A 15,948-nucleotide genomic window follows, 5' to 3' on the forward strand; every position below is an offset into this window, starting at 1 on the left:
TGACGATCGCGAATCATCACATTTCATCGTATTTTATGAAGCGCCTCATTATATGCAATCGCTGAATAGATGGCTCTTTCCACGCCGTGATGGTTATTATCCGTCGTTTCATAGAGGGCCGCTTCTTTTATATTAGCATTTGCATTGCCCATGGCCACACCGGCTCCGGCAAAGCGCAGCATGGACAGATCATTTTCACTGTCGCCGATCGTCATCACCTCGTCAGGGCTGAAGTTCCAGTGCTTTGTCAACGCCTCCACAGCCGTACCTTTTGTAGTATGAGGCAACACGAATTCCAAATTTCCCTCACTGGACAACAGCACATCGTAAAAGCGCTCCCGCCCCGTTCCGTCATGAGTCAGCCCCTGGTATTCGTCACGCAGGTCCTGTAAAATGCGCTGACGCATCGGTTCGTCCCCATAAAAGATCTGTATTTTTTCAGGGCCTTCATCGAGGGATTCCATATGAGCCGATAAATCACTAACCATGGTGCGTGTCGCCAAGATAAAAGGACGGATATTTGACCGGAAAAAGAATGTCGATTGCTCCAACTCACATTCCGATAGTCCTCCATTCACCGGATTGCAAGTATCTCCAACAGATACGGGTTGATTCCCGTCTATCGATGTGCCGGATACTATGTCAGCCGATTCATCACGACGATCACAAATGCACGAGGTTAACCGTTCAGGCGTAATACAACGCGACGGAGGATACATGCCGAAGATTTCGTCCTTCACATAAGCCTCTACATACACGCCGTACGCAAGGAGTTTGCGCAACAAATATAGAGCCTGCTCCTTATCAAAGGCGATATGGAACAAGTTTTTATTTTCATCCTTGTCGATGACATACGCCCCGTTGGTACACATAAAATACCGCAAACAAGGCAATGCGTCGATAACATTATGCATTTCATTCCACGCGCGGCCGCTGGCGATGGCAACGCGAATACCGCTTTCACGGGCGGCACGAACGGCGTCCACCACCTCCGGGGTGATTGCCTTCGCATCATTAACCAAGGTACCGTCCACATCGGAAACGATGAATCGGATCGGCTTGTCACCGGTGAGGCCAATATAGTTTTGAACCGTTAAATTGTCTGAGTGAATCATATGACCTCCCTAAACTCCGCTACAATCTCCGCCAGCGTCTGAGGATCATCCATCACATGCAGCAAGGTCCCGCCGATAATGCCGGCACCGTCGAGGATTGTTTTTTCAATATTCGGATCCAACATGGCCGCTGCAAATTCTTTCGAGTGGCACACCTTCTCCTCACCGGCCAGGCGAAGTTTCGGATGAAAGGCCGCACATTGAAAGCTCACATTACCGATATCCGAGCTGCCCCCGATATCAGCCGGTCCAGGCTTGAAATCAATGCCGAGCTCCGTCATCACCTCTTCGATGAGATGCGTGCCCCGCACATTCTGATTCATGCTGTCATAGGAATTACCGTAAAATGCATAATCCACGGTCGTTCCCGTACAGAGCGCCGCCCCTTCAAAGATCTGTTGAATCTGCCGAGATACGCCGTTCAGGTAATCCCGCTCCGTATGACGTACCGTCACCTCCAGCTCACCGAACGGAGGAATCACGTTAGATGCGGTACCGCCGGCGATAATCCATGTACCGATACGCGTTTCCGGCCGCACCTGTTGCCGCAACATATCCATCGCGTGAATCGCCAGCTGCACACCGTTCACCGCATTAATGCCGTTCCAAGGCCCCTCTGCCGCATGAGCCGGCTTGCCGTGGAATTGAGCACGGAAACAGTCGAGAGCTAAAAACTGCGAATTCGGCCGCGTTTCCTTTCCATCGAGATGCACCATAATCGCCAAATCATACTCCTTGAATACGCCGGCATTGCACATATCGACCTTGCACCCCTTCGCTTCTTCGTCAGGGGTTCCGATAATATCGATATCCATGGTGAAAGCCGCGCCGTCCTCCTGCATTTTATGCAACGCTAGCGCCGCCAATACGCTCATGGATCCGCTGGCGCAATGGCCGCACGCATGCCCCACCTCGGGCAGCGCATCGTATTCACAGAGAATCGCCAGACGCCCCTGGGGGTTTTCTACTTTCACAGCGGACGCCTTAAACGCGGTCGGCAAATTGCAGAATTCATAGGTAACAGGAATGCCGTGCTTCTCCAGAACGGCACCGATGGTTTTAACGGGCGCAAACTCGCGGCCGGAAATCTCCGGATTCTTCGCCAGTGTATAGTTGATGGTGAAAGCATCCTGCGTAAAGCTTTCACAAGCGGAACGTAACGTATCGATACGAGACATATGACCTCCTTAAAAATCGGGATTTAATACCTTTAATTATACAATGTTATTGCCTATTGTTACAAAATTCCGTACAATATAATCAGATTTGTAGACACCAACGTTTATGACATGGTTTAGGAGGATATTATGTTTAAGTTCAAAAAATTGACTGCCATCGCCCTCGTAGCTGTAGCGGCAATGGGAATTCTAGCAGGTTGCGGCAGTGAAAAAGGTAAAATGACCCAACAGGAAGGCGTGTTACGTGTAGGTTCCGAAACGACGTTCCCGCCGTTTGAATTTACGGAAGGCGATAAATATGTGGGCTTCGACGTCGATCTATCCGAAGCTATCGCTAAAAAACTGGGTATGAAAATGGAATTCAAGTCCATGGGCTTCGACGCTTTGATTCCGGCTGTTCAATCCGGCGATATCGACATGATTGCGGCAGGCATCAACGCTACTCCTGAACGCGAAAAAGCATTGGAATTCTCCGACGTATACTTTGATCAGGGCGGCTTTATCACGGTCGTACGCAAAGACAACGACACGATTCACAACATGGATGAATTGGCGAATAAAACCGTAGGTGTTCAGATCGGTACCATTCCTGTAGAAATGGCACATAAAATTCCGGGAACAACGGTAAAAGAAATCGATTCCAATGCGAATATCTTCATGGAATTAAACGCAGGCACCATTGACGGCGCTATCATCGACAACGCTGTTGCCATGTACTACCTAAAACAAGGCGCTGACAAAGACCTTAAACTCGTAGGTCAACCTACACAATCCTCTGGCACCGTACTGGGCGTTAAAAAAGGCAACACCGAACTACAACAAGCTGTTAACAAAGCACTCAAAGAACTTAAAGAAGACGGCACATATCAGAAAATCTACGATAAATGGTTCGGAGATTATACAAAAAAATAACCCTATTCGTCTCAGTATGTTAGGTTAAATAAATCCTCGCTGAAAGCCTCCAAGGCCAACGCTTCGCTCCGCGAAGCCGCCAAGTCGTTTTCCTCGAGGATTTATTTTTTTATAACCTCTGCAAATAGGGTTTTGTTTTGTATAGGAGGAAAAACGGGATGCCAAGTCATTTTTCAAGAGGTGTCTTTATTTTTCTATCTACCTATAGCCAACGCTAACGGTTTATTTCTTTTGCTACGCTAACGCGGCTTCAGGGGCCGCCAAGTCGTTTTCCCCGGTGGTCGGGCATGGCCACGATTTTTAGAAAACTTATTTATTATATACCGAATATGTTATTCGTTATATATACAAAATGGCAGAATAGGCTCGGAAAACGACTATTTCCCGTACGGTTGGGTGTGGCAATAACGGTCTTTAGAAATTTTATATTTATTATTTACTGCAATCCCGACCGTGGTTCGCGGTGATGGGGTTCTCTCTAAAAACGACTTGGCTCTTTCCCCGGCGGTCGGGCATGGCAACGATTTTTAGATAAGTTATTTATTATATACCGTCAGATTGCGTACCAAGAGAGAGGAACCAACCTGTTCAAAAAACGACTTGGCGGCGTAGCGGTGGCCTCGGAGGCTTTTTGAACAGGTTGGTTTCTTCTACTTCTACGTTTTTCTATGACGGTATATAATAAATATGAATTGATAAAAACGAAAGGAGTCCTTATGGGACAATATTTCACAGACCGCCTGCAAGAAGTCTTCCACATGATTTTTACATCATACGATCAAAAGGCCGCTCAAGAGGGTTTGCGCCGGTTGGAGTTAATTGTAAATAATCAAAATATAGACAGTTATACAACGCATCACAGTTTACGAAGTGACGGGCCGACACCTGCGGAGTCTACCGAATTAACCGATCAGGAATTATATATCATGCTGAAAAATCCGGAGGAGCGTGAGCTTGGTGATGCTTATGCGTTACTGGCCAGAGTCTATGCAGGTCCTCACTTTACATGGGAGGAATCCGGTTTTCCCGAGGACAATATGCGTACGTACCAATGCCTTCACGACAGCATACGCCGGCACAGTCCTATCGGTACTTTACAGACATTGCGCATTGCGGGCTCCATCACGCCTACGGTGAAAAAGGATATGGAGCTATCCTTTAATGATACTTTCAATATCGTATACGAGTACGCCCAACAAGGCGATGCGTACTGCCAGTACATCATAGGCAACGTATTTTTCTGGCGCGATGACCGGCGTATCGATGCGGCCAAAGCATTACTGGAGCCCACCGATTCAAAGTGGTCTAAGCGACTACAGAGAGTCTTTCAGAGTCGCAATATTCAGGACGGTATCGCGGCACTGCAAGGAACCGTGACGGACAAGGCACTACATGCAAAAGCCCTGAATGCGGCGAAGTACTGGTTCAACAAGGCCTTAGATAATAAACTGGCCATGTTTCAAGGCAACCTCAGGAATATTTACATCGACGAAGGTGACCATGACAATGCACGGCGTGTTGCGCGAACCGCTGCGGAGCTTGGAAATCCGACGATGATGCTCTATACGGGTCTCGACTGTCACGAAAACGGCCACTATGAAGATGCTTTCACATGGTTTACAAAGGGCGCCGCCTTGGGACAGCCGGAATGTATCGCCGAATTGGCGGACTATTATTACCATTTCTACGATGCGAAAGATCTCCGCGCCACGATTCCCTACGACCCGGTTAAAGCCATCGGCCTATATCGAAAGGCGGCCGCCAAGAACTTCAACGATGCCGGCTATGCGGCGCTGCAGGCGGCCTTCGGATATATCTTTCACATAGGACATCTGCCGCTGGACTGGGGGCTCATTGCGGATTTAACACATACGGCAGCCACGAAGGAACGGTTCGTCTTCGCCCTCCCCTACATAGCCTATATACGGCTGCATGGATTGGGTGTTTCCCAAAATACCCGATTCGCCGTCCAGTCATTGCTGCGCGTCTTGGAGGAGGAAACCCGCGCCCTTGAAAAAGAGGATCGCGTTCTCTTTTACGACATTACCCGCGCCTTGACGCGCGTCGCCCTCGGTTACGCTTATGAAAAAGGATATGTTACGGGCACCCCTGATCTTGATATGGCCGTTCATTATTATGAAAGCTCCCATCAGTATATCCTATCCCACAAGGCCAATTGCGATGAAGAAATGCAAGGTTTTCCCGTCGATGATGAAGCGGCGGATCGCCTGCAGGCCTTTGAAGAAATTGACGGGCATTGGCACTACCGGGAAAGCTACACGGAATCCACGTCGCCCGCACGTCCGGCCCCTGCAGCATGGCCGCAATTCGGAGCGCGCCTTGCCATCGATATGGACGATTACCCTTGGGAGACCACATTATACGATTGGAATACGATTGATACCGCATTACAGAAACATCAACGCATGATGCTCAGCTTTTACAATCATTTCCTATCCATTCCGAATACGCTCCGCAATCTCAATAAACTGGAGGCACAGCCTCTCCTGAATAACAAGTACCAGGTGCGATTACACGGTTATACCGAAACGGAAGGTCAGGAAATCACCTATAAAGCCGCGCTGGATATCGAATCGGTGCGAGCACTTCTACACACAATCTATAATGATCGTACCATAGCCGCATTATCCGACGAGTGGGCCCTTGAAAGCGAAAAACCGCAACCTATTTGGCATTATGTGCTCGATGTGGATCAGGAACCGTTTCTGCTCGAAGAATACGACGACGCCGGCGCCATGATTCAAACGGCACTGCAAGGCCTTAACGATAAACAGTATAAGCAAATCAACATCCGCACACACGACTTTATCGGACCGTCGTACTTCATCTTTCGCGGCAATTCCGCCCATCCGTTCAGAGTGCAGCTGTATCTGAAAGAATCCGTACGCCACCACATCGACGAAAACGGTGAACAACAAAATACCCCGGGAAACGCATATCTATTTGAGCACTACTTTGATAACGAAATATCATTAAACTATTGGATTCAAAAAACGATTAATACGCTGGAAATACCTGACCTTGATCAGTGGAAACAGCTAAGGGTTCCTAAAGATTTACAATAATCATAATACAACTTATACGATAAAAAACTCTCTTTACTTAATATAATGAACTGTCCTCTAATGTTAGACCTGACACATCCGACATTAGAGGACACATTATATATCATTTAGTATAGAGAGTTTTTTATGTATTATATATTAATGAATTCCGTTACCACATAACCAATACATCCGGCAACAACGATTACTGTCAGATGTGTTAAAATAAGGCTTCCTAAAGCCTTCCATGCACTAAAATTCATTTGTCGACCTATTAATTTCAGTGCCAAAATTATCGTCCAAATTCCAAATCCCAAATAAAGTATAGTACTAATCATGTATAAAATACCATCGCCTATGAAACTTGCATAACAATTAAAAGCAAATATTACAGAAATTAAAATACTACTATAGGCACCCATATACAAAAATACAGTAATAACTCGATTAAAGGAACCTTCACCACCAAGAGTTTTTGCGATCTTACTAAAAATCCAACCATACACAAGTATTAATAAAAAACCACATACATAGAATGCCAACTTAACTAAACCGGGATAAGTATAAGTACTCATCAATGGGCTAATAAACCATCCGTTATATTCTAATAGCAAATTGATAATATAACTAATAATAAGACCTATAATATAAGTCCCAAAAGCATTCTTAGGGTTGGCAGATGATTTTAGTAACGAAGCCCCCTTTGTAAAAGGATGACAGACTAAAGCCATAAAAATTGTCAACATAGATGTATTCATATCGTACCTCACATACAAAAAATACCCTCTTTCAAAACAAATCCTATACTGACGTTCAAGTCAGAAAAGGCAGTCAAGTTTTTAAGAGGGTATTTTTCAATTATTCAACACACAATAATTAGATAATATTGTATCTATAACGTTTTCACGACACTTGCGCAACGATGGCATAGTGTAGGATGTTCGCTGTCCTGGCCTACCGTATCGCGATGGATCCAGCAGCGTTCGCATTTTTCAAGGCCCGATGCGACAACAACGGTAGCAACGCCGGTTTCCTCGTCCTTAACAGCCTCAGCCGGAGCAGCGCCGTTTACGATGTGCGCTTCGGATACGATGACAAGTTTAGCCAACCCTTCTTCGCCAAGTGCATTCAATGCGTCGAAAGCGGCGCCTTCAGCGTATACTGTGATGGCTGCATCCAGTGGATGACCGATTGTTTTGTCTTGACGCGCGGTTTCCAATGCTTTTTGAATGGATGTACGCAAGTCTAATAATCGGTTCCATTTATCCGCCAATGCCTGATCAAAATGATCCGCATGACCTTGTGGCCAATCGATGAGCATAACGGATTCAGGCATACCGTCTTCTTTCGGCATGTATTTCCATACTTCTTCCGCTGTGAAAGAAAGCACCGGTGCCACCATAGCCACAAGCGTTTTCAGGATTTCGTACATAGCCGTTTGAGCGGAACGACGAGCTACGTCATTCTTACTTTCAGCATACATCGTATCTTTCATCACATCGAGATAGATGGAGCTCAAGTCTACTGTACAGAAGTTATGAATCGCATGATACAACATGTGAAATTCATAATTTTCATACGCTTCCGTAACCTTTTGACGCACCTCTTCCAAGCGCAACAAAGCCCATTTATCGAATTCGGACATATCCGCATACGCCACTTTATCGGTATTCGGATTGAAGTCATCCAAGTTGCCGAGCAAGAAACGGAATGTGTTACGGATTTTACGATAGACTTCGGATAATTGTTTTACGATGTCTTTGGACAGGCGCACGTCCGCCTGGTAATCCGCTGAGGATACCCACAAGCGCATAACATCTGCACCGTAAACGTCGATGATATCGCTTGGAGCCACCGTATTACCTACGGATTTAGACATCTTGCGGCCTTCTCCGTCCACAACGAAGCCGTGAGTCAATACGGAGTTGTAAGGCGCCTTACCCGTTGTCGCCACAGCCGTCAACAAGGAAGAGTTGAACCAGCCGCGATGTTGGTCGGAGCCTTCAAGATACATAGCGCATGGTACATCAAGATCGTTGACTTCAAGTACGCCCGCCCAGGAGGAACCGGAGTCGAACCATACGTCCATGATGTCCGTTTCTTTTTTGAATTCATCATGACCGCAATGAGGACATTTGAAACCTTCCGGCAATAATTCCTTAGCACTATGAGCCCACCATGCATCGGAGCCTTCAACAGCAACCTTTTCCTGTAAAGCCTTAATCGTGTCATCGTTGATGATATGCTCGCCGCAGCTTTCACAATAATAAATAGGAATCGGCACGCCCCAGATACGTTGACGGGAAATTACCCAGTCGCCGCGGTCGCGAACCATGTTGAAGATACGGTCGTGACCCCATTTAGGGATCCATTGCACCTGATTATCGATAGCATCGAGCGCCTGTTGACGATAGCCGTCAACGGAGGAGAACCACTGTTCCGTCGCACGGTAGATAACAGGATTTTTACAACGCCAGCAATGAGCGTATTGGTGACGCAAGCTGGATTTATGAAGCAATGCATTATTATGCGCCAGAATTTTAATAACAGGCACCTCTGCATCGTGAATTTCTAAGCCCGCCAAAGGGAATTCGGTATCGCCATAACGGTTGTCATCCACTTGTTTCGTGTAATTACCGGTTTCATTGACAAGGGACACGATAGGAAGTTCAGTTTTGCCGTCCTTATTGTAACGTTGCACGATGTTAAAGTCGTCTTCACCGTGTGCAGGCGCCGTATGAACGCAGCCGGTACCGGCTTCAAGTGTTACATGGTCACCGCATAATACTGTGGATTTACGTTCTACGAATGGATGTTTGAACTCAGCCAATTCCAAATCGGCACCGGAGAAGCGGTTTACGATTTCGTAGTCTTCAATACCGATGTCTTTCATTGCAGAATCAACGAGTTCTGTAGCCATCAAGTAGTATTCGTCGCCGGCTTTTACCCAGCCGTATTCAAGCTCAGGATTAACGGAGATGGCTACGTTTGCAGGCATTGTCCAAGGTGTCGTCGTCCAGATTACAGCGTATGCCTGTTTAGGATCAACACCGTCCGGTAATGTCACCTTTTTCTCGGATACGTAAGGGAATTTTACATAGATGGAGAAGGATTTTTTCTCAGCATATTCAATTTCCGCCTCTGCCAGTGCAGTTTCACAGTGTGTACACCAGTATACGGTTTTAAGACCTTTGTAGATATGACCGCGTTTTGCCATTTCGCCGAAGATGCCAATCTGTTTTACTTCGAACTCAGGTCGCAATGTCAAATACGGACGATCCCATTCGCCTAATACACCAAAACGAATAAAATCCTGTTTTTGTGTTTCTACGCATTCTAATGCATATTCCTTACATTTATTGCGCAAATCGAGAGGCGCCATCTCATGACGGTTAAGGCCTGTATTTTTAATAACCGCATGTTCGATTGGCAAGCCGTGCGTATCCCAACCCGGAATATAACGCGTATAATGACCGGTCATCGTTTTGTATTTCATAACGATATCCTTCAACGTTTTGTTGAGGGCATGACCGATGTGCAACTTACCGTTCGCATACGGAGGTCCGTCGTGCAAGATGAACGATTTCGCACCTTTACGCAATTCCAATCGTTTTTCATATATTTTGTGATCTTTCCAGAATTTTAAAATTTCCGGTTCCCGTTTCGGCAAATTGCCGCGCATCGGGAATTCTGTTTCAGGCAAATGTAACGTCTTACCGTAATCCATGATGTGCTCCTTTTACATAAAAAAATCGCCCGCCCCCGAAGGGACGGACGTCATATCCGTGGTACCACCCTACTGACTCTCGCTGCTTGTGAAAGCCGGCGCCACCGCATATTATGCGGTTGTCACACCATGCGAGCGCATGATTGTAACACATGAGACGCAACTCATCACATATATTGTGAAAGCCACTTAAACATATAACGGTGTTCACCGGCGGCATTGCCGCTTGCTCCAAAGTGATCCGCATACATCCGGATTTCCAAACCTTTCAGCCCATGAGTTCGGTCTCTACTAAACCCTTCCGATGTGTGCCGTCTTTTTCAACGCAATATTCTTATATACTAGATAATTATAGGGCGGAAATATAATGATTGTCAAATCAGTTTTGATAAAATTTATACGTCAAAAATATTCTAATTATAAAATATCTTGGCCAAGTAAAACTTCATTAACATTTCATGAGTCCTATCAGCGCAACATATTGATTAATTTTACTTAATTAATGTACAATATATCATAATTAACACTTTATAAATAGTTTAAATTTTGTAGTTTGAAAGTGAGGAGTATTATGAGACAATTATGCCTTATGATTCTAAGTGTGTGTATGTTAGTATTGTCCGGATGTGCTACTATCGATTCGGATGTACACATCAACCGTGACGGCAGCGGTACCTGGGATGCAACAGTGAGCTCCCAATCAGGTCCATTAGAAAAGAAAATGATCACTGATACGTTAGCAAACAATAATGTACAAAACTATACATTAAAAGCACCTAATGCAGAAGGCAAAATGACTACCGTAGAGGATTCTGACACTACAGCTCGTAAAGTATGGAAAGTTGAAACTAAATTTGCAAATGGCACAGAATTAGAACAAATCCGTAATGCCATTACAGCACGATTCTCAGGAACCGCTAAAGAACCGGCATTACAAAAAACTGCCGATGATGCATTTATTATTGATTTAGGTAAAGCTGCCGGCCAAACTAAAATTACTGTAGACGGCGACATCATTAAAGAAAGTGTTCAAGATGGAGCTCTCAACGGAAACACAGTTACATTCCCTCCAAATAGTAAAATCCACTTCACCTTCAAGCCAAGCCATAGCTGGTTGCTTTATGTTGGTATCATTTTAGGTATTATCATTATAGGTGGAATTGGCTATAATTTTTATTTACGTCGTAAGTATTATGGCGATGCTGCATAAGGAGGTTTTTATGAAACGAAATATCTTAATTACGCTACTACTTGCTTTCACCATGATGATTACTGCCTGCAGCACAAATTCTAGTAGCCAAAATGATAATAATAAATTTGTAGGTACCTGGATTGCCTATAATCAAAATAACAGTCAAAATCAAATCAAAGAGTTAACCATAGAGAATATAGATGATCAATTATTGGTATCTTTATACACATATTCTTATTCTTCATTAATGGACTATTTTTCAAGCGGGCTTGAGGAAGCAGATAACGCCAAACAAGGAAATGAAACTGCCCCAGCTAACGCGGACTATCTATTAATTAAAAAAACTGATTCCATCCATAACATGCTCCTTACAGCCATAAATAACAAATTAGATGTGGGAGTAAACCCGATTCTTTACAACGAGAAAGATGACACCCTTGTTTTCGACAACATAGTATTCCATAAAAAATCAGATGACAATTCGATTCAATCGTATTTGCCCAAATTAAAAGATGCTATAAAAAACGATGTTATTCAAGAAAGGAAAAAGAGTACATTCGGAAGTTTCCGACCAAAACCAACTATTCAATTCGATTTTTCCTTCGATGACTCTATTCTAGATACGGCACAATAAGGAGACATAGCACATGAAATCTATTATAAAATTAACATGTATCATGATTATGCTACTTTCTACCATACTCATTGCAGGCTGTAGCAATAAACCTGACTATACAGGCACGTGGATTGGATACGACGAAGATAAAACCATGCATCGCATCACATTCCAAGAAAATGGAAAAGAATATATGGTTACAGAGGAAACTTACACCTATGAGCCGGAAAAAAAATATCCTCAACCAAACCTTTGGTCCTTATTCGCCACAAGTGATGACAATCTAGCAAAAGCCAACGGCAAATATGACATAAAATATATTCTAAAGAAAAAATCTAGAGTTACCACAGCAAGATCGGTCCAACCGGTAAATGGTAAATCTGATGATGAGAAATATAAAAATCAACTTAGCTACGACGAAGGACGCACCATACTTCGTTTCATTGAAAAGGACAAAACGATTCTTCTTGGAGATGTCCGATACCAAAAAGAAACTCCTGATATCACCAATAGCATTCTACAACAAATGCAAGCAGCTATGCGCCGGGAATTAAAAGAAAGGTACCATAAATATAGTGAACGAGCTATCGGCTCTAATCATAATAAGGTTTTAATAGACAACATCACATTTGATGACTCGGTTCTAACACAGTCAGAATAAAGCTTTTTTCCAAGTACTAAAACCTCTTCCCTGACCAATATAGATCAGTAGAATTTCTCTTTACAAACAAATATAGCGGATAGTCGAGTACATATAATCAACTATCCGCTATATTTTTATGCTTGCTGAGCAATCTGTTCAAAAATCTTTGTGCGTTTATTCAAGTATAATTTTGTCAATGTACAGAACGGATCTTTGTGCTCTAAAGCTTTGTGATATAAATAAGATCTGCCGCGACAGCCGCCTCCACACATATATTTATATTCACAGTCACTGCAGTCTGAAATATCATCTACCGTTATTCCGGACCACTTTGCTTCTTTACTCTTAAGAATATTCTTCAAAGAATCAGTCTTAAGGCTGCCCAATTTCATCTCCTCTTTATGTAGCATATGACAAGGAAAAACATCTCCATTAGCGGCAACACTGACTATACCGCATCCTAGGCCACAACCGACTTTGCATCGTAATCCCTCAAGGCCGTCACTCTGTCCGTTAATAACACTATCTTCAATGTAAACACCCTCTACGTCATTAACGAACTTTGCAATCCTACCAAGGTCACTTTCATCTAAAACGAAACCGGAAAACGTTTCATCGTACGGGTCTACTGAAAATATACTAAAATTAGAAGATACATTTAATTCGTTTGCGAGGTGAATATATTCTTTCATATATTCAACATTTTTCTTGTGCAAAGTAAACACTAGATTGACAGGGATAAGATCTTTGAAATGTTCAACGAAATCCAACACCTTATCCATTATACCGTCATTTCTGATAAACCTTGTTTCCCTATTATACCCATCCACCGACACATTCAAAACATCAAGGTACGGAAGGGCATCTTTAACCCGATCCCAGTCCATTGTACCGTTTGTAATCGCGGCAGCATACATATTATGCTTCTTAATGCGCTCAAGTATTTGTGGCATATCGGTTCTCAAAAAAGGTTCCCCGCCGGATATAGTTATTCCTTGGACACCACATTCCGCCAGTTGATCGACAATACTCAATAATTCTTCAGTAGATAAATCTTTTTGTGAGTTACGATTTTCTATGAAAGAATAGCACCCAACACAACTTAAATTACAGCGGTCCGTCACGTGGAGATAGGCAGTATCCAAGTTGCCGGCAGATCTCGTAAAATAACCGAACTCATTCAAAGCCGTCATTATTTGTTGCTCTTCTTCACTTAGACTGCATTCGCCAAGCTTGCCCTGTTTAATTTTATCAATAAAATTTAATCCCTCGTTATCCAGACCGATTATTGCACCATTATCACCATTGCCAATGATGTTTACACCTTTGACATTAAATAAATAAGTCCTATCATGAAGCATGTTGCTCATTCATTTCTCCTCCTTTTTCTATTAGTCGGTAGAATAAAGACCCATTATCGTACAATTCATCAAAACATCCGACTTCTCGAATGCTGCCGTCCTCTAATACAATAATTTCATCATATAATCTCAAGATATCTTCATCCAAGAAATGCGTAACATTAATAACCGTTGCATCAAGTCCTACCAGCTCTCGTTCCAATATTTTAGCAGTAAGATTATCGAGTCCGAACGAGAACTCATCAACTATAACAATATCCGATTTCTTTAAAAGCGCTCTGCATATTTCAATACGCTTTTTCTCTCCACCGGAGAAATTAATCCCGTTCTCCTGAACAATCGTTTTAAGCCCTTTCGGTAATTTATCAACTGTCTTTCTTAGATTTGCCTTATCAATAGCCTGATACAATAAGTTATCGGAAACAGTGTTACCCAACGTCAAATTGTATTCCAACGTATCATTGAACATCACACTATGCTGCTGCATATATGTGATATTTTCATACACGGATTCATCATCAATCTTACTGTATTCATATCCATCAATAGATATAGAGCCTGAGTAGCTGTCGAAATAGCGCAAAATCATCTTTAATAAAGTTGTTTTCCCGCTTCCGGACATACCTACGATTGCATACTTTTTACCTTTCTCGAATGCTATGTTGATATCCTGAAGTGTATTCTGCTCTTTTCCCGGATAGGCAAAACTGACATCTTTAAATTCTATACTTTTACTGAATTGAATCCGATCAGTATCATGTAGTTTATCAATATCATGAACTCCGGATTTTCGCAACTTGATCTCATCGATATTATTCCACACTTTTTTTGCCGAAATGACACGCCCCAATGACAACAATATCATCATAATAGGGCTCATAATGCTGTTGGAAAGCTGCACAACGGCAACCATATCGCCCACACGTATTTCATTTATACTCACATAATAGGCACATATGAGAAACATTGCCAAACTCAACATAAATGCGGCAAAATTAGAAACAACCAAGACAATATCTTCGAACAACTTACTTTTCAGTCTTTTACTTTCAAGTGCATTATTATATCGGCCAAACGAATTTATAACATTTACCAATACACGATAAGCCTTGATGACTTCAAAAGCATTAAAATAATCCTTTATAACACCATTAAACTGTCCAAAACTGACGAGATATTCGTTCTTATACTTCCCCATCTTAGTACCTAATAAGTTGGGGATGATCAAGCCTGCTATAACTAACCCTAGCATAATAAAGATAATTTTATAGTATATAAACCACATAATAACAAATGCAGCAATAACTGTAGCTATGCCACCGACAATACTATACAGGGTCTCAAAATAATCATCTTCAATAATATAAATATCTTGATTGAGAACAGATGTATAAACGGATGTATTATTCTTGCGGAAATCACTTATATTCTTACTAAATACTTCTGTAAAAATACGGTTCTTTTCCATTCGTATTATAGAATTTATCAATCGATCCTTTACATATACATATAAAGCCGATATGCCAAGAACAGCCACTGCAAATCCTAAAGATATCATTACCTGAGTGGAACTGATTTCCTGTTTTTCAACCAAAGTATTAGTAATCCATTGTATTAACAGCGCTAATGCCGGCAACGCAATTGCATAAAGGATGGCTAGCGTTAATGAACTTATCGCCATTAACGGTTTTTGAAAGAGTAAGCTAAACCGTTTCATCTTTCTTTGCTCTACTTAATCGATAGGTAACAAACCAATGTAAAATCACGAAAATAACGATGCCGGTAATAGTATCTTCTATTGGATTGTTAGCTTGTACGGTTACATTATTACTGTTTATAAAATTACTATTTGCCAGAATAGTTTCAAGTCTGCTACCTGTTAAGATAAAGAAATTCTGTAAAATACTATATACTACAAAAAAAGCAACATTTAATCCAGCCAATGTCTTCAAATGTTGTTTTGCTTGATTTCTGAAAAGAAACAAAAGAATAATCGAAATAAAAATTTGAGCTACAAGGATACCCAAAACAGATAATCCATTAAATTGATCAGTATATACAGTAAGGGCAAATATACTGAAAAGATATACAAGAGACAATATAAAAACATATTTTTTCATAATCGGCCTCCTTGAATCA

The 15,948-nt window shown here is 42.6% G+C and carries 12 protein-coding genes; 5 read left to right on the plus strand and 7 right to left on the minus strand.

Annotation, left to right across the window (positions count from 1 at the left end; genetic code table 11):
* Positions 1-23: 23 nt before the first annotated feature.
* Both HMPREF1521_RS04470 and HMPREF1521_RS04475 read right to left on the minus strand, forming a co-directional pair.
* Positions 24-1,115 (minus strand): Cof-type HAD-IIB family hydrolase, encoded by a 1,092-nt coding sequence (locus tag HMPREF1521_RS04470; RefSeq protein ID WP_038116348.1) that lies wholly within the window; start codon positions 1,113-1,115, stop codon positions 24-26.
* Positions 1,112-2,293, minus strand: a complete 1,182-nt coding sequence (locus tag HMPREF1521_RS04475; RefSeq protein WP_038116349.1) for an amidohydrolase — start codon at positions 2,291-2,293, stop codon at positions 1,112-1,114. Before HMPREF1521_RS04475 ends, HMPREF1521_RS04470 begins: the two co-directional genes overlap by 4 nt.
* Positions 2,294-2,422: 129 nt before the next feature.
* Between HMPREF1521_RS04475 and HMPREF1521_RS04480 the strand changes: the two genes are divergently transcribed.
* Together HMPREF1521_RS04480 and HMPREF1521_RS04485 are read left to right on the plus strand one after the other, a co-directional pair.
* Positions 2,423-3,205, plus strand: coding sequence for a basic amino acid ABC transporter substrate-binding protein (locus HMPREF1521_RS04480; protein ID WP_038116351.1), 783 nt, complete (start codon positions 2,423-2,425; stop codon positions 3,203-3,205).
* A gap of 716 nt (positions 3,206-3,921) precedes the next feature.
* Positions 3,922-6,291 (plus strand): tetratricopeptide repeat protein, encoded by a 2,370-nt coding sequence (locus tag HMPREF1521_RS04485; protein ID WP_038116353.1) that lies wholly within the window; start codon positions 3,922-3,924, stop codon positions 6,289-6,291.
* Positions 6,292-6,422: 131 nt separating this feature from the next.
* Here the strand turns inward: HMPREF1521_RS04485 and HMPREF1521_RS04490 are convergent, their stop codons facing one another.
* Positions 6,423-7,028, minus strand: a complete 606-nt coding sequence (locus HMPREF1521_RS04490; protein WP_038116355.1) for a YIP1 family protein — start codon at positions 7,026-7,028, stop codon at positions 6,423-6,425.
* Between the two features lie 134 nt (positions 7,029-7,162).
* Positions 7,163-9,997 (minus strand): isoleucine--tRNA ligase, encoded by a 2,835-nt coding sequence (gene ileS, locus HMPREF1521_RS04495; protein ID WP_038116357.1) that lies wholly within the window; start codon positions 9,995-9,997, stop codon positions 7,163-7,165.
* 607 nt (positions 9,998-10,604) lie between these two features.
* Here ileS and HMPREF1521_RS04500 point away from each other — a divergent pair.
* The 3 genes from HMPREF1521_RS04500 to HMPREF1521_RS04510 are packed head-to-tail and all read left to right on the plus strand — an operon-like array spanning position 10,605 to position 12,466.
* Positions 10,605-11,207, plus strand: a complete 603-nt coding sequence (locus HMPREF1521_RS04500) for a hypothetical protein (RefSeq protein WP_232203185.1) — start codon at positions 10,605-10,607, stop codon at positions 11,205-11,207.
* A gap of 10 nt (positions 11,208-11,217) precedes the next feature.
* The gene (locus HMPREF1521_RS04505) at positions 11,218-11,823 is read left to right on the plus strand and encodes a hypothetical protein (protein ID WP_038116362.1); all 606 of its coding nucleotides are present in this window, start codon (positions 11,218-11,220) and stop codon (positions 11,821-11,823) included.
* A 13-nt stretch (positions 11,824-11,836) separates the two neighbouring features.
* Positions 11,837-12,466, plus strand: a complete 630-nt coding sequence (locus tag HMPREF1521_RS04510) for a hypothetical protein (RefSeq protein WP_038116363.1) — start codon at positions 11,837-11,839, stop codon at positions 12,464-12,466.
* A gap of 116 nt (positions 12,467-12,582) precedes the next feature.
* On the opposite strand, the gene HMPREF1521_RS04515 is transcribed toward HMPREF1521_RS04510, so the two are convergent.
* The 3 genes from HMPREF1521_RS04515 to HMPREF1521_RS04525 are packed head-to-tail and all read right to left on the minus strand — an operon-like array spanning position 12,583 to position 15,929.
* Positions 12,583-13,818, minus strand: coding sequence for a radical SAM protein (locus HMPREF1521_RS04515; protein ID WP_038116364.1), 1,236 nt, complete (start codon positions 13,816-13,818; stop codon positions 12,583-12,585).
* Entirely contained in the window at positions 13,799-15,526 is a 1,728-nt protein-coding gene (locus HMPREF1521_RS04520) for an ABC transporter ATP-binding protein (RefSeq protein ID WP_038116366.1), read from the minus strand. The genes HMPREF1521_RS04515 and HMPREF1521_RS04520 overlap by 20 nt, the downstream gene beginning before the upstream one ends.
* Positions 15,513-15,929, minus strand: a complete 417-nt coding sequence (locus HMPREF1521_RS04525) for a hypothetical protein (RefSeq protein WP_038116369.1) — start codon at positions 15,927-15,929, stop codon at positions 15,513-15,515. Before HMPREF1521_RS04525 ends, HMPREF1521_RS04520 begins: the two co-directional genes overlap by 14 nt.
* Between the last annotated feature and the right edge of the window lie 19 nt (positions 15,930-15,948).

Origin of the sequence: Veillonella sp. AS16 (assembly GCF_000517785.1) — a bacterium.
GTDB classification, from domain to species: domain Bacteria; phylum Bacillota; class Negativicutes; order Veillonellales; family Veillonellaceae; genus Veillonella; species Veillonella denticariosi.